13 protein-coding genes are annotated in these 23,390 nt (G+C 44.0%); all 13 read right to left on the reverse strand.

Annotated elements, in window-relative coordinates:
- Window positions 1-210: 210 nt before the first annotated feature.
- The 13 genes from AC58UU_RS04910 to AC58UU_RS04970 all read right to left on the reverse strand — a co-directional run bounded on the left by AC58UU_RS04910 (window position 211) and on the right by AC58UU_RS04970 (window position 23,386).
- Window positions 211-6,123, reverse strand: coding sequence for an endo-alpha-N-acetylgalactosaminidase family protein (locus tag AC58UU_RS04910; protein ID WP_497313523.1), 5,913 nt, complete (start codon window positions 6,121-6,123; stop codon window positions 211-213).
- 129 nt (window positions 6,124-6,252) lie between these two features.
- Window positions 6,253-10,845, reverse strand: a complete 4,593-nt coding sequence (locus tag AC58UU_RS04915) for a DUF4073 domain-containing protein (protein ID WP_497313525.1) — start codon at window positions 10,843-10,845, stop codon at window positions 6,253-6,255.
- 438 nt (window positions 10,846-11,283) lie between these two features.
- Window positions 11,284-11,607, reverse strand: coding sequence for an L-rhamnose mutarotase (locus AC58UU_RS04920; RefSeq protein ID WP_497313527.1), 324 nt, complete (start codon window positions 11,605-11,607; stop codon window positions 11,284-11,286).
- Window positions 11,608-11,625: 18 nt separating this feature from the next.
- Window positions 11,626-12,468 (reverse strand): amidohydrolase family protein, encoded by an 843-nt coding sequence (locus tag AC58UU_RS04925; RefSeq protein WP_497313529.1) that lies wholly within the window; start codon window positions 12,466-12,468, stop codon window positions 11,626-11,628.
- Between the two features lie 24 nt (window positions 12,469-12,492).
- Window positions 12,493-13,590 carry a mandelate racemase/muconate lactonizing enzyme family protein gene (locus AC58UU_RS04930; RefSeq protein ID WP_497313531.1) on the reverse strand — a complete coding sequence of 366 codons (1,098 nt, stop codon included), beginning with the start codon at window positions 13,588-13,590 and terminating at the stop codon, window positions 12,493-12,495.
- A gap of 40 nt (window positions 13,591-13,630) precedes the next feature.
- Window positions 13,631-14,392 (reverse strand): SDR family NAD(P)-dependent oxidoreductase, encoded by a 762-nt coding sequence (locus AC58UU_RS04935; protein WP_497313533.1) that lies wholly within the window; start codon window positions 14,390-14,392, stop codon window positions 13,631-13,633.
- Window positions 14,393-14,474: 82 nt separating this feature from the next.
- On the reverse strand, window positions 14,475-15,140 hold the full coding sequence (locus AC58UU_RS04940; RefSeq protein ID WP_497313535.1) for a GntR family transcriptional regulator: 666 nt from the start codon (window positions 15,138-15,140) through the stop codon (window positions 14,475-14,477).
- Window positions 15,141-15,335: 195 nt separating this feature from the next.
- A complete protein-coding gene (locus AC58UU_RS04945; RefSeq protein WP_497313537.1) occupies window positions 15,336-16,418 on the reverse strand; it encodes a sugar ABC transporter substrate-binding protein in 1,083 nt (360 codons plus the stop codon).
- Between the two features lie 96 nt (window positions 16,419-16,514).
- On the reverse strand, window positions 16,515-18,023 hold the full coding sequence (locus AC58UU_RS04950; RefSeq protein ID WP_497313539.1) for a sugar ABC transporter ATP-binding protein: 1,509 nt from the start codon (window positions 18,021-18,023) through the stop codon (window positions 16,515-16,517).
- A gap of 16 nt (window positions 18,024-18,039) precedes the next feature.
- Window positions 18,040-19,050, reverse strand: coding sequence for an ABC transporter permease (locus AC58UU_RS04955; RefSeq protein ID WP_497313541.1), 1,011 nt, complete (start codon window positions 19,048-19,050; stop codon window positions 18,040-18,042).
- A gap of 204 nt (window positions 19,051-19,254) precedes the next feature.
- Entirely contained in the window at window positions 19,255-20,613 is a 1,359-nt protein-coding gene (locus AC58UU_RS04960; protein WP_497313543.1) for an ABC transporter substrate-binding protein, read from the reverse strand.
- A gap of 9 nt (window positions 20,614-20,622) precedes the next feature.
- Window positions 20,623-21,621 carry a substrate-binding domain-containing protein gene (locus AC58UU_RS04965; protein WP_497313545.1) on the reverse strand — a complete coding sequence of 333 codons (999 nt, stop codon included), beginning with the start codon at window positions 21,619-21,621 and terminating at the stop codon, window positions 20,623-20,625.
- Window positions 21,622-21,631: 10 nt separating this feature from the next.
- Window positions 21,632-23,386 carry a cache domain-containing sensor histidine kinase gene (locus AC58UU_RS04970; protein WP_497313547.1) on the reverse strand — a complete coding sequence of 585 codons (1,755 nt, stop codon included), beginning with the start codon at window positions 23,384-23,386 and terminating at the stop codon, window positions 21,632-21,634.
- Window positions 23,387-23,390 lie beyond the last annotated feature (4 nt).

The raw sequence follows: 23,390 nt of genomic DNA on the forward strand, positions 1-23,390 counted from the left end.
CAGCTGGAACTTCTCGTTATCACTTGCGATTGGCTCGCTCCAGGCATATCCAATGCTTTGCCGCTGTTCCGGTTCATGCTTGCAATCGATCACCTTTACGTTATGGTACTTGATTACGATAGGTCTTCCGATTATCCGTAAAAACGGAGGATAGTAAAACTACCAACCTCCTGAAGTATTCGTATTGCAAATGGGTTGCTTTTCTTTTTCTTAATGATTTTCTGATTGGTTCTGATTTCCCGATTGATTATTATTATTTCCTGACTGATCATGAGGTACTGTGACGGTTATAGAAGTAACCGTTTTGTTGCCCGCTTTGTCGGTTGCCGTGTAGGTTATGGTATAGACGCGTCCTTTTTCTGCACGCAAACTAAATGAAGTGGCCGCAGTACCGATACTAGCCCCAATGTCATCTTGTCCGCTATCCGGTTGATTGACCGTAATGGTGGTTAACACCACAGATGCAACGCCTGATGCAGCATCGCTCGAATTCAGCGTGGCATTAATCGTCACCATTTTATGATTCGCCGGCCATATCGACGTTTTATCTAATTGAACGGTTAATACCGGAGCCGTTTTGTCAATCTTGAACTCGATGGTTTTGATCGGTTCTACATTGCCTGCTAGATCCGTGCTGCGATAACCGACCCTATAGTTCCCTTCACCAAAGGCAGGAATAGAACCGGTATAGGTGATCCAACCTCCGTTATTCACTTGGTACTCTGTTTTCGCCACGCCATATACGTTGTCACTTACAGAGAAGCTTACCGTTACTTCTGACGTATACCATCCGTTGCTGCCATTAGGCGCAGCCGGACTTAAAGATGCGACACTTACGGGTGCAATCTTATCGATATTGCTTACAACAATGCTAGTTACATTGGATACGTTACCAACCGCATCCGTTCCTCTTGCATACACGGTTTCATTTGCCGAAAGGACAACAGGTGCAGTGTACGCTGCCCATGTTCCGTTTACACCCACTTTGTATTCCTTTACCGCTGCGTCAGCCGGATAGCTGATTGTTACGGTGACATCAGTGTTGGTCGGTGTTGTAATATCTGCAGTTAACGTTGCATCTGCTAGTGGTGGAATTACGTTCGTTACCTGAATGTTCGCTGCCGAGGAGGCCGCCTTCGTTTCTATCCCTTTATCATCGGACAGCGTTGCATTAGCTACAGAAATCATTCCTGTCGTCGGTTGCAGGACCTCCTTCGCTTTGAAAGTCAGCTCCAGAACCTGCGCGTTGCCTGTAACCGCGTGCTCAGCCCCTTCACTCGCTACGATAAATCGAAGCTTGCCGGCCGTTTTCGCAACAGTCTCAACGAGAATGACGCCTGTGATCAATGACTTAGCCGATATGAACTCCATGATGGTCGGATCGTAGTCAACCTCGATGTCTTGTGCATATACGCTTTGGGTTACATTGCTTAACCCTAGTTGTACCTTGAATTCCTTACCCGACTGGACACTGCTAACCGTGGATAACGTAGTTGCCGCGTTTTGCAAAACGTCCCCTTGCTGAACCGTAATTTTGCTTACTGCATTAAAGCTGCCGTTGACCGTGGTCACGATAACGTCCGCTGTTCCGGCCTTCAACCCGGTAATGATTGTCTTGCCGTCCTTGACTTCCACTTTCGCGACGGTTTCGTCGCTGCTCGACCAGGTTACATTCTTGTTCGTTGCGTTATCCGGAAGTACGGTGGCAACCAACTCTGTGGTTAGACCTTCTTTCAGGGAAACCTGCGTCTTATCTAGTTGAACACCAGTCACCGCCACATCAGTCACACTAGGTACGCTAAATACATTGATCTCCGCTGCTGAAGCAAAATTGCCTACGGCCTCGATAGCTTCAAGTTTCACATAAGATGCTGGCGTCTTCGCAAATACAATGCTTTTCTCCCTATCGTCACGAGCCCAGGTGCCGCTGGCAGCCTGTGTAAAATTGACGCCGTCGGTGCTTACATAGACGTTATATTTAGTGATCGTTCCATTCCCCGCACCCGATCTCGGCGTGTATTTGATTTGATTCACCTCATAGCTGCCGCCAAGATTCAGCGTAATCGACTCCGGCAAATGCGCAGGAGACCATTTCGTATGCCAAATCGTGGAAGAATCTCCATCGAGCGCGTTCTCTGGGTCATCGCCCGGCTGGAAGCTGGACGCAGTTGCTGTCATGCCTGACTGCGGAATAAGCACATTAGGTTCAAATACCGTAACCTTGCTTGTTGCGGATAAATGGCTGCCGTCTTTCGTCGTCGCTGTAATGGTGGCCGTACCCGATTGGAGTGCGGTTACCTTTCCAGTCTGGTCCACCGACACGACTTCAGGTTTGTCTGAGGTCCATTCCAGCGTCTTATTGAATGCATTGGCTGGTTCCACACGTGCGTTGATTTGTGCAGTATTTCCTTTATTCACAGTTACTTCCTGTTCATTCATACTTATTTTGGTTACAAGGACTCCTTCGACAGGTACGATAGGTCCTTTGTCATCGATACGAATGTTGTCAACCACTAATGTACCGCTCAATTCGGCCTGATTGTTATCAAAGTTTTTGATAATCGCTAGGTAAGCGTCTTTTGCTCCATCTGTTGGGAACGTTAAATCTAATGTGCCTCTACCTGCATTTAATTTCTGGGAAGCAAATTCGCGCACCGCTCCATTCTCATTGACGCGTAAGGCAACCGTGTACATATCTTGCGCATCCGAATTATAATCCATCGTCAAATGATACAGATTATCCTGCTTCAGTCGGAGCGTTTGCGGCAGTGTCCGCAACCATTCGCCCGTCCCCTCCTCATTTGTTTTGAGTGAATATTTATCATCCAACACGTACGATTTCACTTGATTGCCGTTCGTCTCCACCAAGTGCGTCCGCACAGGTCCTAGCTTCGAATATACGAATGGTCCCCATCCTTCATCGACGTTCTCGAAGTCTTCGAAAAATACGGAGTCTCCCTTCACCGTCTTTGTCGGATTTTCCCAAACCCTCACATCGTCAAACGATACGGTTGCATTACCTTCTGCCACATTAAGGGCTAGTGTCGCCTTATCGCTTGCCGCATCGAACGATACTTTCAACCTTTGGAAGTTCGTATTGATATACTTGTGCTGTTGCGCCAAAAACTTATGATTCGTGTCTTCCAAACTGTTAACTACCTCTTGATCGCCCTGCTTCACGCCGATTGTCGCTTTGCGTGTGCCGTCTACCTTAACCCAAACGGATGCGGTATACGTTTTACCAGGCGTAAGTCCAGTAATGACTTGCTCAATCTTAGCGTCATTCGGACCTTTCACCTGCATCATATCTTCAGCGTTGCTATTTTTTGCAAATACGATATGATCTGTATTCGGTGCTGTCGACGACTTTTTCCATACGTTGAACTTCTGGCTGTCAAAGCCCGCGTCCTTGACCGGACTGCCGTCTCCCCACACCGTCTCCGCTTCTACCGGAGCTTGATCCTTGTAGAGCACATATCCGATGCCTTTCTCCGCCGTCAATGTCACTTGACCGCCCGTCACCGGCACACTGCTTACAAGTTCTCGTCCTAAATCCGTCAGCTTATATAATTGCGCCGTCTGTACATGGCTCCAGGATGCCGGAAGCGTCCAAGTCGTTGCGCCGCCCTTCGGATTCCAATGATAGATTTTATCTTCCTTGACAGGGTCCCATGGAATGAATACGGTGCTGTCGCTAATCTCACTGCTATCTGTCATGATCGCCACATCATGGCCGTCTTTGGACAAATGAATTTTCCCGTCTTGACCGCGCACCACAGAAACATTGCTTTCAAAATCGATGCGATCATTCGTCATTTTCATAATTGGGAAGTATTGCATGTATTTCGTTGGTAAATTGTGATCAAAGAACGCTTCCGTCGTTTTGTTATAGCTGTAAAATAAAGGATTGTTTTGCCAGTATCCAACGCCAACCTGCTTATTGCCTTTCAATAGAGGATTACTCATGAATCCATCCATCACATTGTTGCGAATAAAACGAATAATCGAGCTGTTATTTCCTTGGTTTGGATAGCCCGGATCCGTACCCCAATGAACCCATGCAGCCTGCTCATGTAGTGGCCCGGCGAACTCGGTACCCAGCATCCAGCCGTTGCCGTTCACATATTCTGCGAGCTTCTTCGCATTCCAATCAACGCCAGCATATACGTCCACATAAACAAAGTCGAGATTATCTCCCGTGTCGCTTTTCAGCATATCAAGACGTCGCTTCAGTTCCCCTGACTCAACATCTTTCGTCTTATCCACATAATACGCCTGATCGAGCCAGCCCCATCCTTTGCTCAGAGGGTTCACCATGTTTTCCATTTTCGTTTGGAAAGCGTCTAGCATGTATTCCGTCGCGTTGATATGAACGCCGCCCTTGATGTTGTACTTCTTGCCTTCGCTAAGTATAAAGTTAAAGTCTTCTTTGCCCCCTTGGCGAATACCGATATGGCCTCCATAATCCGGATGGGAATCGTCATGTCCTTCGGCTTGATAGCCTTTGTGCAGGACAATCTGTCCGAAGCCGTCGGTCAAATGTGAAATTTTCTTCGCGTTATCAAACGTTCGCAAGAATGGAGATGAGGTTGTGGAACCGATGTTCATCGCTATGTACGAAATGTTATCGCGAATCATTTCGCTGCGGTAAGGTGTCCCAGCATGGTTGCGATAAGCGATTGCGCCATCCTGCCAGTCGACCATGCTGTCATTGTTCGCATCCGGCGTAATAATGATCTTAGCCCATGGCAATGGCTCCGCCGCTATTTCCGGCTTCGTACTTCCGTGATAGGTCCATGCGCCGTTCGACATCGCTGCTTTCTTCGTGCCTGTCGTATCGTTAGCCACTTTCACACGAACCTTATCGTTCCCATTCACGACGTTATTGACAATAGTCGCAGCGAGCATATCTGAGTTGAGGAACGCATACGTACGACTTCCGCTGACATCCGTCGCTCCGCTTTTGAGATCGTTATATTCCTCGTTAATGATGTTCCAACCGCCTGTCACAGATACGGCAGTCTCTTGTGCCTTAGGCTGTGTGGCTAGGACGGACACAAAGTCGTGATTCGGAAACTCGATCGTTTTTACTTTCTCTGCGCCTTTTTCCACGATGTTCGTCACATTGAAGTTCAGCACGTTGTTTTTCAGCTCGAGTTCCATTTCCAGATCTATATTGATTTCTGGAATTTGCAGCGTATAGGCGGCTGTTTCTCCTTTACTTGCTGTTGCTGCCTTCTTGACGTAGGCCGTCGCAGTCGGATAATAGGATTTTCCGTTGATTTTTAATTCATTGATCCCATCTAATTGACCATTCATCTCTGCGCCGGTACTTTTCCAAACGTACTTCTTCACCCGTGGGAATTCCTTATCGATTTCGACAGTCAATTGGTCGGATGTAATCGTATCGATAAGCGTAATCGGCTTGGGTACGGTCGTATTTCCCTTCACCTCCGTCAATTTCACATCGTCGATGAAGAAGGTCTTATTGGTATACCAGCTGCGAATTCCGATTTGTCCGGCTGCTGTCGGCAAACCTGGCAAGGTTGTGTTGAAAACACTGACACCGTCGATCCACAGCTGCACGCTGTCATTCTCATAACGAAGCTTAAACGTATATTGTTTGTCAGCTACAAATGCAGGACTGCTTGAAGCAATGTCCCCCCACGTCTCTTGGCCATTTTTCAGAACATCCCAGCCCCAACTGCTCGCATCATATTGAATAACACTATAGTTGTCTTTATCCGCATAACGGAGTACTAATCCGAATCGGGTGGGCACTTGGTTGAACTTCAGCTTGACTTCATATTCGCCATTCGCATATTTAGGCGATTCCAGATCAGCGAGAATGACAGCACCTTGTGTTACCGCTTTTACAGTGCCATTATCCGGAGTAAAAGCAGTTGTTCCTTTGGCAGCGGTCCATCCACTAATATTGCCATCGTTGTAATCCTTAGAATAAACGCCATTTTCTAAAGTTTGGGTTGTTATCGAATTTGTTAAAAAAATGCTTGCTTGATCTTGTGTTTGATCTATAGCGAATATGGTTGCTGCTGGGATGCAAGTTTGCAATCCCATGAACACGGTTAACATCATACCAGTCTGTTTGAGGTGTTTTTTCAAATGACATCTTCCTCCTGATTTTTATTGAGTTTACTCCGGAATTTTCTTGGCCAGCATCGCGAAATCATTGATTTCGATGGAGTTCATCCCACATTCATTAATGACCGTGGGATGGACCAATACGTTGTGTTATTCCAGAATCTTTGTCACTACTGATGCTAGGTCACTAATGTCTACTTTGTTGTCATGGTTAAGATCCGCTTTGTTGTACTGATTCCAATCTGGGGCTGCAGAAGTTTTTCCATAAGCCGAAGCCACAATTGCTAAGTCGCCAATAGTTATTCTGCTGTCTCCGTTCAAGTCGCCAGGAATAGTTGGAGCGATCACGGTTACCGTAACATCAACAGACGCCTGCTTGCCGCTAAATTCAGCCATAATTGTTGTATGGCCCGAACTAAGCGCTTGGATTGTACCCGTGGCGTCAATTGCAGCAACTTCCTGACTGCTGCTGCGGTACGTTACGCCATCGGTAACTGGCGTGAAATCGTTCTCGCCGTATTTCGCATTTACAATCGCGTGAACCGTATCGCCAACCTTCAACTCGCTCGGTATATGCGTCAACTCGATCGAATGAAGCGGATTCTGTGTAAACGTCAGCGTCTTCGCGAGTCCCGCCGAGTTAACTTCATTTGCAGCAACACGTACCAGTACGGTTTTGTCGCCTTTGAATACAGGTATTTGGGCCGCATTGTACTTTGTATAGTTCGCCCCGCCGTCTATCGAATATTCCATGCTTTCGTCGACACCAGCAATCACATTGTTCGTATCGTCTGCAGTTACATTCGGTGCGGCTATAGCCGGTGTATACTCAAATGCATCGATAGCTCCAATTCTATCCACTGCCGATGGGCTTTTCGTACCTTTAACAACAATTTTGATTGTATGTTCTCCAGCTGGCAGACCTGTCTTGCTGTAGACGGCAACCTGTTTGGTTGTACTGGGCGCATAACAATCGATATCCGCTTGATCCAACACCCCATCCAAATACACATCAATCTTGCCCATGTTCGTCTGCTTCATGCTTATTAATTTGATGGCTGTTCCCGTAAACGTAAATTGTGCGGAGCTGCCAGCTGTATTGCTGTATTTCTCAGAACCGCCGTAATCTTGAGATGTGCTATAAGTCGACCATGTGCCCGTATACACGACGGATGGATCCTTTTCGTCGACTTTTATGGTCTGTACGGTCCCAGTCTCATTCGTCACGGCCACTTGGGCCTTCGCATTGAAGCTTCCGTCTGCAGTCGTCGCCGTAATTTCGGCGCTGCCCGTTTTGAGACCTGTTACCATCGCTTTGCCGCCGACAACTTCAACTTTGGCTACCAACGGATCGCTGCTTGCCCAGCTGACGTTTTTGTTCGTCGCATTCGCAGGTTGAACCGTAGCCGTAAGCTGTGTCGTCTCTCCCACTTTGAGCGAAACATTCATCTTATCCAGCAGTATGCCGGTTACAGCCCCATCCTCTATAGGTGATGTAACCTTAGCGTTAGCCCAATCCGCATGATCGGAACCGTTGCCGTTTCCACCATTCGTTACGACTAGCTTAAGGACATTCACGTCTGTCATATCAAGGCTTACTGCCTTTGTTGCACTGCTTCCAGTCATGACGCCGCTATCGTAAATTTTATTGCCGTCCGCCCAAACTTGGAAAATGACGCTTCCACGGCTGCTCTCTACTTCGTCATCGACACCGATATCCGATGTAAACAGCTTGCCTTTCCCGTTTAAATAATAAGAGATCTCGGACGCTGCATGGATGCCAAGTCCTTTTGGATAGACAACCCCATTCAGCGTAATTGGCTTACCGTCACCAGCCGATGACTCTCCGTTACTCATGTTGCGTTCCACGGGTCCCCATCCATTCGTTGCACTCATCCAGGTAGCGTCGCCTAAATAAACTTCGCCTGAAGGCACGATTGGCGGAGAGGTTACATTCACTTTAGCGTCAACACTACCAGTCAAAGCTCCGAAAGCGTAAGTTACTTTGCCTGAGAGCTCATACATGCTAGTTGCCATCGTTGCAGACGGTGTAACGCCCCATTTGGTATCAACGGATTGGCCCGGTGCTACTTGCTGAATAACATTTGGAGTAACAGCTTCGACTGCCCACCCGCTCGGAGCCTGTAAAGAGATATTCGCGTTTGAAATTGCGTTCGGTCCGTCATTTTTAAAAGTTGTCGTTACTTCAAATCTTTTCCCTGGAGAAATGTAATCAGGAGCCATAACAGTCAGTTGTGTCGCAGGCATCGACGACGTGATCGCGTACTTTTGTCCCACTTCGGTATTGAACGTAATCGTATCTCCGCTAACTGTATAGTTCACCGGCGTGTTGTCCGCTGCCTTAAGCACTGTAAATTGTCCGGCATGGGTGAATGTCTTATCCTTAACTTTGGCGACATTTCCTTCCAGGGAAGTGATCGTCGCATTCCTCAATATTGTCCCATTCCAGCTCATATCCACTTCAAAATCGCCTCTTGCCTTCAAGCCCTTGACATCTCCCTTGGCCCATGCCGAAGGAAGAGCCGGTAACAAGTCAATACTTCCTGTATGACTTTGCAAAAGCATCTCTGCGATTCCGGATGTCGCCCCAAAGTTACCATCAATTTGGAATGGCGGGCCAATATTGAATAAATTCGGGTACATACTGTCGTCAAGCTGTCCTCGGAGAATCTTCTCAGCGTGATCACCGTCAAGCATACGAGCCCACAGATTCTGTTTATTCGCTCTGCTCCAACCTTCCGCTTCATCTCCACGCTGAGTAAGGGTCACCTTTGCCGCATTAAATAGATCAGGATTGGTTACCTTATTGATCAGATTGCCCGGGTATAAACCTACCAGATGAGAGATATGGCGATGCTCATCGTTCGGATCGTCGATATCCTCTTTCCATTCCTGTACTTGCCCGTATTTCCCGATTTTCGGCATAGAGAGCTTGCTTCGTTGGTCAATTAATACATTGCGGAAATTTTCATCTATACCAAGAATATTGCTGGCTTCGATACAATTCGTATATAATTGCCAAACCAGTTCTTGATCATAAGAATCCCCTATGCTTAATGAACCATGTTCCGGTGAAACACCCGGCGTAGATACCAGTGTCCCGTCCGTATCCGTAACGAGCGTTTTTGTCCAAAATTCAGCCGCTTCCTTCATAATGGGATAGAGCTTATTACGTAAGTATTCCGTATCGCCCGTAAACAAATATTTCTCCCACAGCTGCTGGGAAAGGAACGCGCCAGCGGCCGGCTGCCATCCCCAATTGCTAATATCCCAGCCTGGTGCCGTATAGCCAAAAATGCTAGTAAATGTATGAATCGTCCATCCGGAACCAGTTACACCGTGATGCTTCTGAGCTGTGACCCGGCCTGGAGCCCGCAAAGAATCGATAAAGTCAACATAAGGAATGGCCGTCTCGCTCAAATTGGTAACTTCAGAAGGCCAGTAATTCATTTCAAGATTGATATTCGTATGGTAATCGGCTCCCCATGGCGGTGTCTTGGAATTATTCCAGACGCCTTGTAAGTTGGCAGGCAACGATCCCGGACGTGAAGAAGCAATGAGCAAGTAGCGGCCATATTGGAAAAACAGAGATTCAAGCGCACTGGTGCGGGTCGTTCTGTAGTTAGTCAGAAGTTGGTCAGTTGGTACCGTGGCTTGCTGGTCATTCAGATTAAGCGATACTCGCTTAAACAGCGACTGATAATCAGCCAAATGGTTCGCCCGCAGAACATCATACGTTTTGGCGGAAGCTGCTGCTAGGTTATCAGTCACGGTTAGGTGTGGATCCGTTCCGACATAATCCGGATAATGATTGGTATAATCCGTAGCTGCAGACATGAGGATAGTTACAGAGCTAGCGCCTGCTACCGTCAGCTTTCCATTGCCGGCTGTAACCGTTCCGTCATCACTCTTAACTTGGAACTGCGATTCATAGGCCATATTATTATCAGCAAGCTTACCGCTGAGAGTCAGCGTATTGCCGTTAGCCACGATGAAAGGAGCCGTCTGCGGGCTTGTGACCCTTACATCAAAGTTCAACTGATTCGGCTGACTGCTGGAAAGCCGCATCGCCATCACTTTATCCGGATAACTCATAAAATATTCGCGTGTATACTCGACCCCATTCTGCTTGTAAGTAACACGCGCGATCCCATCCTCCAGATCAAGTTCGCGCCGATAGTCGGTAACCGTCACGGAAGCAGGTAGCGCAAAATCGAGAAAGATATCGCCGAAGTTTTGAAAATAGCCAAATTGCGGATAATCGTTTAATGTCCCTGTCAAATATTGCTCGGCAATCGAAGTGGCTCCGCCTACATCGCCGCTCGCTAGCTTCTGGCGAACATCCTCTAAATGATCGGCCGCACCATCTCTGTTGCCGTCCCTTCCGCCTCCAACCTTAGAACGCGGACCGCCTGTCCAAAGCGTCTTCTCGTTGAACTGGATATGCTCTTGATCTACACCGCCATACACCATTCCGCCCATAAATCCGTTTCCAATCGGCAGCGCTTGTGTCTGCCAATCCGTTGCTGGTTGACGATACCATAGGGCCAGATTATGAGCTGGGGGTTGTGCGGATCCCGTGTATGTGACCGCGGTTGCTGCATGCGCCAATCCTATTGGCAATAGGATTGGAATACCGGTAAAACCAGAGGAAATGCAAGCAGCTATCATTAAACTTAGTAAAGCTTCCTTCTTGTGAGGCATCTTCAACAACTTGCGCAAAACGATCACCCTTTCATCCTTTGTTTCACATCACACAGAAGTAATACTAATCGTGCAAGAAAAAAATCGACAAAATGTTACAAAATGTTTCACTGCAGACATAACAAAACAATTGAATCATTCTAGTTATACACGCATTCAGGTGAATAGCTACATTTCCCCCTTTCTTTTAAAATGCTTTATATATCAACAATACTTCAAATGAAAACGCATTCAAATGATCTATTTTGAGTTCTTATTGATCTTTTTTAAACTAACATCACCTAGTTACAGTAATGCGCAAAAAAAACTATCCCAAAGTCATTTGAGCTGCCTGGTCAACTTTCCCCTGCCTTTTGGTCGTAAAAAAGAGGCTACGCAAAAATATCGTGCAGCCCCTTGCTAATTAAGCTATTTGACATACAATTTGTGCAATACGCTGTGTTCTCCTCATACCCTTCAGTCAGTATGAAAAACTTCCTCCATAGATGCCCACCATTCGCCTTCAAGCCGCGTCTCCAACGGCTCTTGGCATGGTTCGCAAAATTCCCACCATTTTTGGGTTGTAGGATCTGCTGCCATCTTAGCCATATCCTGCTTGAAATCTTCACCGATGTACTCAAAGTAACTAAATAAATAGCCATCTTTATAATAAATGGAATAATTGCGGATATTGCACGCTTGGATCATCTTGAGAACATCTGACCAAACGTTGGCATGAAGCCTTTTATATTCTTCGAGCTTCTCGGGCTTAACCTTGATCACACTTCCAAATCGATTCACTGGTGGCACACATCCCTTTTATTCAGCTTGAATGCCATAAAATTTTGCTGCTGTTCCGCCCAATATCGCAACTTTTTCATGTTCTGCATATTCTGCAATCGCCTTATTTGTTTCTAACCATACTTTCCCGTAACCGCCCGCCAAGTTGGCCACTGGCCAATCGCTTCCAAACATGAGGCGATCCGCTCCAAAATGCTTTAACGCATAGTCGATATAGGGTCTCAAATCTTCTGAGCTCCAAGTTTGCCAATCCGCAGCAGTATTCAATCCAGATATCTTTGCATACACGTTCGGATACTGAGCCGCAGCAGCGAATTGTTCCGCCCACGCTCCCATTTGCTTTTCCTTGATGGGTGGTTTGGCGAAATGGTCAATTACCATTTTCAGATCCGGTACTTTTTCAGCCAAATACGGGATATGCTTCAAATGATTCGGGAACACCCCTACCACATCGAAGGTCAAGCCGTAGGAAGAGAGAATCTTGAGTCCTTCAATCACCGAATCACGGATGACCCAGTCTGGATCCTTCTCCTCATGAATCAGATGGCGGATCCCTTTGAAGAAAGAATTTTTGGCGTATTCCCTCAACTTTTTATCCGCCACCTCCGGAATGTTCAAGGGCACCCACCCAACAACCGCGCCTCCCCATTCTCTTTCGCCGGCTACCTTCAACATATATTCGGTATCCTCATAGGAATTCATGGCTTGCACGATGACCGTTTTGTTAATACCAGCCTCGCGAATCAATGGCTCCAATTCATCCGCTTCAATCGTCCGGCATATCGATCCGTAAGCCGGATCCATCCAAGGGTAAGCGACCTTTTCCAAATTCCAAAAATGCTGATGGGCGTCAATTATCATGGGTGCATGCTCCTTTGTACGAACTTATCTCACTCGATACTCATTAAAATACTTAGGCAATATCGTTGTCGAAGCCCCAGGCATTTGAGGAAGTACATAATGCCCATTTACTACAGTCGCAGGCTCTTCAAAAATGTGACGGATCCAAGGTATATATTCCAGCATAATGGCATTTTGTGTAGACGCTACAAGATGCTGATGAATTTGGCCCATATCACCAACATGCGGACAAATCGGAATATCGTAGGAAGCAGCTAAGCCCGCAACCTGCAGCCATTCCGTAATACCACCTACACGGGTTACATCAACTTGACAATATTCGATTGCACCTTGATGTATATAGTCTCTGAATGCATATTTGTTATAAACATGCTCCCCTAAAGCAATAGGAACGTTTAACTCGTCAGCAAGCTTTTTGTGACCCATAATATCATCAGGATTGAGCGGCTCCTCCAGCCAGAACAGATCGAATTCTTCAAGCTTTTTACCCCAAGTCATAGCGGTATTGATATTCCACTGCTGATTGACGTCGATCATGAAGATCACATCGTCGCCGATCGCCTTCCGTACCGCTTTGCAGCGATCATAATCCTCACGTGGATCTGGCTTGCCGACTTTGATTTTGACACCTGTAAAACCTGATTCTACAATCTCTGTTACATCCTTCAGCAAACGGTCTTTTGACCAGTTCAACCAGCCGCCATTCGTATTATAGGCTTTAATCGGTGTTGATTTGGCTCCGCCAAGGTACTGCCATAGCGGCTTATTGGATGCTTTCGCCATGATATCCCATATCGCTATATCCACAGCTGCAAGCGCCATGTGCGTTACGCCCGATCGGCCGATCCAGTGCATTTTGCCAAAACGCATATCATTCCATAGTTCTCTTACCATAAACGGATCTTTCCCAACCAAAAGCGGCGCATAGTATTTATCAATTGTATCAACGATCATATCATCGCCATGGGCACAAGTACCCGTGTATCCATATCCGACAAAGCCTTCGTCTGTAAAGATGCGAACTCCGGCTAATCCCCAGTGTGTAGCAACGTTAATAGCGTCTGTAATCGGTGGTGTAATCGGCACATGCAAGACAAAACTTTCTACTTTAGTAATCTTCATTTTTGGACATCTCCTTAGTTTTAGTTAATGTAAGTTATATTTAGTAACCAAGCGACGCTCCGCCATCAACGGGAAGAGCTACACCGGTTATGAAACCAGATTGAGTGCTGGCCAAGAAGAGCGCGGCTTGAGCGACTTCTTCCGAAGTAGCCGGCCGACCCAGCGCATGCATGTCATTCAATATCTGAATGGTTGCTGCCGGATCATCCTGTTCTTGAACCCATTGTTGTAAGAGCGGCGTAGAGACACCGGCTGGGCAGATACAATTTACACGAATCCCATCCGTCGCGTAGTCCAATGCTAGAGATTTCGTCATTGCGATAACTCCGCCTTTGGTTGCGGCATAAACGGGATTCATCTTTTGCCCAACTAAACCGTTTAATGAAGCCATATTAACGATTGCTCCGCGCGTTTTCCTTAATTCGGGGAGCGAATGCTTGATCATAAGGAAAACACTCTTCAAATTAATGTTGATCAGGCGATCCCACTCGTCCAATTCAATATCCTCTAGAAACTTAGGCAAAATGACGGCTGCGTTATTCACGATTACATCCAGTTGACCAAATACATTTATGGTCTCTTGGATTAGCGCTCGAACATCTGCCTCCTTCGAAACGTCTGCCTTCACTACTGCAGCGTATTGGCCGGCTGACGTTAATTCAACTGCCAATCGGGCGGCTTCCTTCACATTCCAGTCCGCGATCACAACCTTCGCGCCTTGAGCGGCAAATAAACGTACAATCGCTTCGCCAATGCCTGATCCTCCACCCGTCACGATGGCCGTTTTTCCAGTAAGCAGCATCTTGTCTTGCCTCCATTCCTTTTTATAAAGAGTCATCATTTTTATGATAAATCGTTTATCATGTATGATTATTGCTAAAAAATTAAATAAAAAAACTTCTAGTACGCACGTGCGAGTTACTCAGATGCTGCAGCAAAGCTTGTTCCGCTTCCTCAACATTCAATGCAGCCAAACAACTTACAACCAGCATGTGTTCATTCCATTCCTCTTCAATCACTTGCTGATCCATTCCTTTTTGAATAGCCGATAGATATCTCTGAATTCTCTGTATATACATCGTGATCAAGTTCTTCAAAGAATGGTTTGCACAGTAATCCAGTATTAAACCATGCAAGCTTTGGTTCATCTCAGCTATCAAATTGATTTTCTCTACAATTTCCGTCGGCTTTCTGTTAGACCATCTTTTCATGTCTGCTTTCAAATCAACCAACAATGAATCAGGTATATTGGGGGCTGCTTTTCTAATTGCCAAGCATTCTAATTCCATTCTGATTTCAAAGATTTCGTCCAACTCTTGCAGAGACATCTCCGTTGCATACATGCCTTTGAATGGCACCATATTTACCAGACCCTCAGCAGTCAATCTAGATAGTGCTTCACGAATAGGAATATTGCTGACCTCAAGTTCACGGGCTAATTGATCGATATTGATTTTATCCCCTGGAGCAATATGGTGATTGAGGATTTGTTCTTTCAATAAGGCATAAATTTCATCTGTCAGAACGTACCGGCTTAAACTTTTTTTCAAAAACTTCAGCTCCACTCAACATGCAAATCGTACACGATTTATGATATCAAAAATGTGCTGCACACACAACTTATTTATTATTCAGACATTGGAGTGATAGTTAAAACAGCCTAAGGATATCAAAAACGTGCAAGCGTGTTCATCGAGAAGAATAAACACACTTACACTTTTCCAAAGAGCATTCATGAACTACTTTTATTTTTTCTCCAAGTACTTTGTTTCAAGATTAGCTTTAAGATCATTTGTTACTTTCGTAATATCATTTTGGAACGTATCGACATTGTCCTTCGTAACGACAACAATACCACCGTCTACTGCGTATGCGCCTTGTTTCGGAGCCCATCCGTCAGCCATTTCCTTTAATAACAGCATAGACAAGTAACCTGCACCGAATGAGTTTTGTGCAATGGTTGCATCCATCGCGCCCTCTTTGATGGCTTTAACCACAATCGGATCCGTGTCAATCCCGATAGAATGAATAGCCCGCTTGTTGCCTTTACTCTTGTAATCCCCCATAACCTGAGCAATTGCAACTGTAGGAGTAAATCCAGTAGCAATAATACCGTCTACTTTATCGATATTTGCGGCAATTGCGCTATCAACCTTCTGCACAGCTTCTTCTGTACTCTTCATCCCAGAAATCTCTTGAATAATTTTTACATCCGGATGTTTCTTCACAACTTCTTCTACACCTTGTTTACGTAAAATGGTATTGGAATCTTCCATCACTTCAAGTACGTTAATAATGTTCCCTTTGCCACCCATCAACGTGATCAGCTTTTCTGTAGCGACCATTGCTGCTGCTTTAGCGTCTGTTCCAACAAAGAACGATGCTGTCGTTGGTTGAACAGTAGATGCACCAAAGTTCACAAACTTCACTCCGCGTTTCGTTAATTCTTCAAACAATCCGTTTGCTCCACTGCCGTCAGATGGATAAATGGAGAAATATTTAATGCCTTTGGCTGCTAAGGCTTGTACATTATCGGTTTCACTCGGCTGCTTCCAGTCGGGTCCGATATGTTTCTCGACTGTAATGCCGTAATCTTTCTCAAAAGCTTCAACACCTTTTTTCACTTCTTCAAAATACGGGTGCGGTGCAGAAGCATACCAACCTAATTTGTAATCTGTTTTTTTGGCAGCCGTCGCGGTAGTAGTCGGTTTCGTTGATGAAGTCGCTGCATTGTCTACTGTCTTAGATGTACCGCAACCAGCTACCAGTGCTCCTGTAAGCGATAATACCATAAGTGAAATAAGACCCTTTTTCTTTGTTTTTCCCATTTGTTTTTCCTCCTTTGGTTTTTGAAACCCTTTTCATTTATGTGTAAACAGGAAGTGTACTTGCCAACTCCCATTTAATCATCAAGCAAGCCTGTGTTAAGCTAAGTATTGACCAATCCTGCCGCTCAATTCCTCATACGAGTAAGGTCTATCATTAATATCATTCAGTTCACCCACAATTTGAAACTCTCTAAAAACGAGTATTCTTCTTGCAAGCGTACACAATTCAGGTAAGTCAGATGAAATGACGATAATCGATTTCTTCTCGACCTTCGCTAAATTCCAAATCAACTGATGAATATATTCCTTAGCCCCAACATCAACACCAACGGATGGTTCATCAATAATCAAAATATCGCAGCCTGCGGCCAGCCACTTCGCAATACTTACTTTCTGCTGATTACCACCACTCAGTCCACCAACAATATCGTCTGAACTGGTAACTTTTATTTGAAGAGCATTAATCATTTGTTGAGCTTCGGATTCCTCCGATTTCAAATTTATTTTTCGGATAATCGGTTGAACAGTTTTACTCCAGATGGTTATTCCAATATTTGTTCTTACGGTTTCCTCTAGAATCAGGCCTTCTTCCTTGCGATTCTCGGATACATACCCCAAGCGATATTTATTTAAACTGTCCGCCATACTTTTAATTGATGCTTTCTTCCCATTGATCAACACTTCACCAGAGTCCATCGTATCTTCGCCAATCAAAATCTTAGCTAATTCTGTCCTTCCAGATCCTACAAGGCCATAGAAGCCCAATATTTCACCTTCGTGCAAGTCGAGATTGATATTGTTGAATCGCCCTGCTTGCGTTACATTCTTTACCTCTAGAACTTTATTGTCTTGGTTAATATCCAACTGTCCCAAATAATTATCTTTGGTTTCTCGACCAATCATCATTTTCACAATATCTTGTTTGGTCAAATTTAGACGATCCTTGGTACCAACATACTTTCCATCGCGTAAAACTGATACTTTATCACAAAGTGATAAAACTTCCTCAAGTTTATGTGAAACAAATATGAGCACAACACCTTGTTGTCTTAGTTTAGTCACAAGTGCAAATAGTTTTAAGGCTTCATGTTTCGTTAGTGAGGAAGTTGGTTCATCCAACAGCAAAACCTTTGCATTGGAAGATATCGCTTTGGCAATTTGAATCAGTTGTTTTTGGGCTGCACTCAACCCTGCAATAATGGTTGTAGGATCCATATCCAAGCCGACCATCTTTAAATATTTGGCTGCTTCCGCATTAATCTGTTTCCAATTGATGATCCCGCCGCTAGCAAATTTGCTAATTTTATCTATAAAAATATTTTCAGCAATACTGTATTGGGGAATAATTTGTATCTCTTGGTTAACAATACTTATTTCACTTTCCAAGGCATCACGAAAACTTTCAAAATGCACTTTCTTACCGTTCAATAAAATCTCGCCTTCATCAGGCTGATACAAGCCACAGATAATTTTAATTAGCGTACTTTTCCCTGCCCCATTTTCTCCTAACAGCCCGTGTACTTCACCAGGATTGAATGTAATTGAAACATTGTCGAGCGCCTTTACTCCAGGGAAAAATTTACTAACACCCCTCAATTCCAACATGTATTCTTCCCCTCTCCTATCTTTTTCGCAGTGAACTATATTTGACTCTTAAGCTCTCTGCTGTGACTGCAAGCATAATAATGGCCCCAAGGAATGTTTGTTCATAATAGACATTGGCACCAAGCATAATTAATCCGTTATTAATCAGCGCAATCATTAACGAACTTGCAAAAAGCCCTATTGCGCTAATGGCACCTCCATTTAGAGCAGTACCCCCAATAACTGCCACAGCGAATGAGATAATCATCCAATCACTTCCAGTTGCCGGTGTAGCAGAACCCATTCTTGAGATCCATAACACACCTGCTAAAGCAGCAAAAACACCTGATAACACATTGCCCAACATAATAATTTTATCCGTTTTAATTCCCGAATAGCGCGCAGCTACCAAATTCCCCCCAGTCGCAAGAATTTGCCTTCCAATTACGGTGTACTTAAACACATACCACAACACGATTAACGTCAAGATCATAAGCCAGAATAAATAAGGCAATCCAAGAAAGCCTTCCCTACCAATAAAAGTAAACTCCTTAGGAATTTTCGTGTAAGGGAATCCTTTTGATATTCCAAAAACAAGACCCGTATAAATAAAAGAAGTCGCTAGCGTTACTACAAAGGAATTCAACTTCAATCGAATAATAACAATACCATTGATATAGCCAGCTACAGCTCCGACGATTAATGCTAAAAGGACTGCCACAGGGCCGGGTAATCCCAAAGTATGCATGGCATAACCTGCTGTAACGACAGAAAGTCCTCCAATAGCCCCCAAGGATAAATTCATACCCCCAATGACTAGCACGATGGCTTGACCTAAAGCAACGAATAAAAACAAGGAAGTGGTTCTAAAAACGTTAAACAAATTATAAGAAGATAAAAAACTGGAAGATCCAATTGCAAAAACGATAAATAGGATTAGTGTAGCAACGATCACACTTGTATCACTTCGTTTAAGGATTGATAATAGAACCCCTTTTCTTGGATTACTTGATTTGGATTCCATGATTACAGTAGAATTGCTTTTCATTCGTTTGCCCTCCAGTTGTTCTAATAGTTGCTCGATGATTAAGTTCGATATATGATGCATGTTTCATGTATGATCTATGAATAGATTAACTTGAATGCCTTCAATAGTTAATAGAGATTTCCACGATGATGGTCTAAAATTCCACTTATTCATTAAAAAAAAAACTGCCTTCCTCGAAGAGGAAAGCAGCTCTTGTTCATGTTCTCATTTGGTTTGATCCATCATTTTCGTGATTTCCTTCGCTGCAGCATCTAATCCTTCCTGCGGAGACATTTCACCTATGATAATTTTCTGCAGATACGGATATAAAATGTTTGACAACGGAATCCACTGTTTAATAAGCGGAGGTGTGCGGAAATCCTCTTTTAAAGCTTTATTTAATGTATTGTAGAAGTTCTGTCTCCGCCCATCTCCTGTCTTCGCATCACTTAATACTTGTTCCCATACCGATATACGTACAGGAGTTGCACCCAGCTTTGATTCATCCGTCATATTTTCAGCATTTGTCAAAAACTTAATAAGCGCAGCAGCTGCCTGTTTATTCTTGCTTGCTTTCGTTATCGCGAATCCGTGAACGCCACCCCAGCCTGGATGAATGCCACTCGGACCTTCTGGCGCACGAACAACGTCAAACTTACCTGCAACTTTTGAACTTTTCGGATCATCGAGCGTTGAATACCATCCAGGCCACTCGGAATAGATAGCGATTTTTCCGTTTGCAAAGTTATTTTCCACTTCATCCCACAGGAAGTTAACCACTCCTTTCGGCATTGCACCCGCTGCATATAGATCCCGTAAATATTGAGCTGCTTTCAATCCGCCTATTTTATTCAAAACAACATGGCTCTTGTCGTCAAAGAAGTCACCGCCAAATGCCTGAGTAAGTTCCATGAAACGACCTGTTAACGCTTCTTCTTTACCTGCAAATTGTGTACCTGATATTCCTTTTCCTTGCTTAGCAAAGAAAATTGAAATGTCTTTCAATTGTTCTAACGTTTGCGGAGGTGCCAGATCATACATGTATTCGGACTTAAACTTGCTTTTATTCGCCTCGTCATTAAACAGATCCGTCCTATAATAGTAAACACTAATGTCTGCTAATCGCGGAATCATGTACGGTTTCCCATCTATTTTTCCAGCATTTAATATCGAAGGAGAGAAGTCTTTGAGATCATCCTCAGTGAACCAATTATCCAATTCAACTAATGAATTCTTGTACCCTGAGAATTGATTGGAATGTGTAGATATCACATCATAGTCAATCTTATTTGCTGCAAAATCTATGTTCATCTTCTTGTCCAAATCATAATTATTCCCTTTAAATACGATTTCCACCTTTGCGCCTGTCTCCTGCTCGAACTTAGGAATAGCTTCATATAATGGTTCGTAGGTGCCTCCACCGATCAATACTGTTTTCAGTTTAACACCTTCAAAAATGTTCTTGTTTGAGGTATCAGTCACTGTACTCTTAATCACCATTGCTGGCTGTTCGGAATGGAATCCAATAACCAATAAACCTATCAACATGAGAAAAATAATAAGCCTGGCCCATTTTTTACTCATCACATCCCCCTACCTTTCACCAAAAGGAAAAAGCAGCTTTTCAATTTCATAGTTGTACATATTGTCTCTAGTTACGACTTCGGATCCTGTATCAATTTGAGGATTGATTTTCTCCCCATTCAGCAGCTGAACGGATGTCTTTACCCCTAAATAGCCCATGTTAAACGGCTTTTGCACAACAATGGATTGAATCTCATCTTCTTCAAGTTGATGAATCTCTTCAATGGAGCTTGTGAAACAGACTAGCTTCACCTTTCCAGATAATTCGAGTTCTTTCACTGCCCTAGCTGCACCTTTAGTTCCCGTTTCGTTTAAGGTAATGATACCGTCTATGGAATCTGGACCGCCCAGAAGCTGTTTAGTAAACTCGTAAGCTTCATTTTCTCCATCGAGAAAATAAGTATCCATGATTTCGATTCCCGGATACGTTGCCAATGCTCGTCTTACGCCTTCTTCCCTTTCAATTTGCATCTGGGAGCCTTTATCATAATTAATAATAGCAACTCTGGAACGCGATGGAAGCAAACGTAGCGCCTCTTCCCCAGCTTTCTTTCCTGCTGCAACTTGATCCGTGGCAATCACACTACTCGAGAGGTTTCCTTTTAACAATGTTTCAATCGTGATAAGCTGTACACCTGCTTTTTTTATTTTTTCCGCAATTGGAGTCATTTTTTCAGCATCTATGGGAGCCAAAATTATGCCTTTGGGCAATGGCCCATACTTTAAGATAGTGTCCATAATTTTTATTTGACTGTCTACATCATTTTCCAAACGTGGAGCAACGATTTCAACGTCAGCACCGAATTCCTTCGCAGCAACCTTCGCACCAGTAGCCAATGTCTGCCAAAACTCTACGCTTGGATCACTCGTCTTTGTAACTAAGATTATTTTGGGCTTGATCTTTAATGCTTGTTCTGGCGTAAAATCAATAAAACGCAGCATGAAGACGAATGCGGTGCAAAGCAGTGGTACAATGGTAAGTATGGCCATTTTTCTTGTTAGCATCATTTCGCCTTCCTTATTCTATAATGGGGATACAAATTGTAACCTCAGTACCTTCACCCGAACTCTTGAAGCTTAATCCATATGGTTCCCCGAAATAAAGCTGTATTCTCTCATTTACGTTAGTCACACCAATGCCTTTATCTTCGAAACTATGATTACTCGATAATATCTGATTCAGCTTCTCAGGTTCGATTCCTACACCGTTATCAAGCACTTTCAGCAAAATACAATCCAGTGACTTTTCGCCGATAATTCGGATAATCCCCGCTCCGCTTTTGTATTTAATCCCATGATAAATGCAATTTTCAACCAGAGGCTGTAAAATAAGTTTGAGTGTTTTGCAATGCAAAATTTCTTTATCGATGTCAATTCGAAAATCCAGTTTTGACTTGTACCGCATCTTCTGAATCGTCAAATAATTCGTGATGTGTTCGATTTCCACTTGTATCGGAATCAATTCACTGCCTTTGCCTATGCTAGCACGAAGCAAATTACTTAATGCCAAGGTCATCGTCACAACTTCTTCCATTTTCTTTCCTTCCGCCATCCAAACAATCGAACCTAAGGTATTGTATAGAAAATGCGGGTTGATTTGCGCTTGGAGCGCCTTTAGTTCGCTTTTACGTTTAAACTCCTGCTCCACCACAATTTGATTCATCAATTCACCTATTTTACCAATCATGATGTTAAAACGTTTGCTCAATTTACCAATTTCATTCGCCGATGTAATATCTGATCTAATATTGAAGTTCCCTTCTTCAATTTCCCTCATATAAGATTCCAGCCGTTTAACCGGAAGCGAAAGTCTATCTGAAATAATTACCGCACAAACTAAACCGATCACGATACAAAGAGTACCCCAGAGAAGAAACGAGCGTTTCATTGCCTCCTTATTGCTCACAAGCTCATCCAAATAAGCAACACCAACGATTTTCCATCCATACCCAGATTTTTTCGTGGTATACATCCGACTATTAGCGCCTTCTTCTGTAATAAAGCTACCATTTTCGGAGCGAAGAACTTGATCGACCATCTCAGATTTTAAATTACTATATACAATTTGCTGCTGTGGATGGTAGACAATTTCCCCCTCTTCATCAACAATAAAGATATAGCCACGCTGTCCAATGCTGATGTCGCTCAAGATGTTATTTATCACATCAAAGTCCAAATCTATGGAGAAAACACCCAAGCTTTGTTTATCATTGACACTCCGAATATCTCGGCTAAACGAGATAACCCATTGATATTCCTTAAGGAATATATTTTGAATATGCGGTGGCGAAATAACGACTAGCCCCTGTGCCTCCTTAGCTTTAACAAACCATGACTGGTTGCCTACGTTCAAATTAGGCTTCAAGTTTGCTTCAGAGCGATTGGATACAAAATAAGAGCCCGTATCGCCCGAAATAATTATAGACGTAATATCTTTGCGAGAATTCAGTATAGATTGGAAATAATCGCGAATTCGCAGCCTTGTTTCGTTGTCATTGTTCAACTTGTTATTGCTTGTTGACTGCAAGTAGGTCCTAACATCCGCATTATTAAGGGCCATTAGAGATATGTATTCCATGCTCGTAATATACGATTTAATATTCCTATCTACTTGATCGATGATTTGCGATGTATAATCCTGTGATTTTTTTCTAACTGCATCCGCCGACAAGTTATATGAACTGAAGCTCATAAGTAAAGTTGTCAATAAAATGAGACAGGAAAAAGCTACCGCGATACTCGATTGAATACGGGTAAACGCAAACCGACGCATTATA

The sequence above is a fragment of the Paenibacillus sp. JT22N1 genome (assembly GCF_059692155.1).

Coding starts and splice junctions, on each gene's coding strand:
- AC58UU_RS04925 (WP_497313529.1), bottom strand. CDS start 12,468: ATGATAATTGACGCCCATCAGCATTTTTGGAATTTGGAAAAGGTCGCT.
- AC58UU_RS04930 (WP_497313531.1), bottom strand. CDS start 13,590: ATGAAGATTACTAAAGTAGAAAGTTTTGTCTTGCATGTGCCGATTACA.
- AC58UU_RS04935 (WP_497313533.1), bottom strand. CDS start 14,392: ATGCTGCTTACTGGAAAAACGGCCATCGTGACGGGTGGAGGATCAGGC.
- AC58UU_RS04945 (WP_497313537.1), bottom strand. CDS start 16,418: ATGGGAAAAACAAAGAAAAAGGGTCTTATTTCACTTATGGTATTATCG.
- AC58UU_RS04950 (WP_497313539.1), bottom strand. CDS start 18,023: ATGTTGGAATTGAGGGGTGTTAGTAAATTTTTCCCTGGAGTAAAGGCG.
- AC58UU_RS04955 (WP_497313541.1), bottom strand. CDS start 19,050: ATGAAAAGCAATTCTACTGTAATCATGGAATCCAAATCAAGTAATCCA.
- AC58UU_RS04960 (WP_497313543.1), bottom strand. CDS start 20,613: ATGAGTAAAAAATGGGCCAGGCTTATTATTTTTCTCATGTTGATAGGT.
- AC58UU_RS04965 (WP_497313545.1), bottom strand. CDS start 21,621: ATGATGCTAACAAGAAAAATGGCCATACTTACCATTGTACCACTGCTT.
- AC58UU_RS04970 (WP_497313547.1), bottom strand. CDS start 23,386: ATGCGTCGGTTTGCGTTTACCCGTATTCAATCGAGTATCGCGGTAGCT.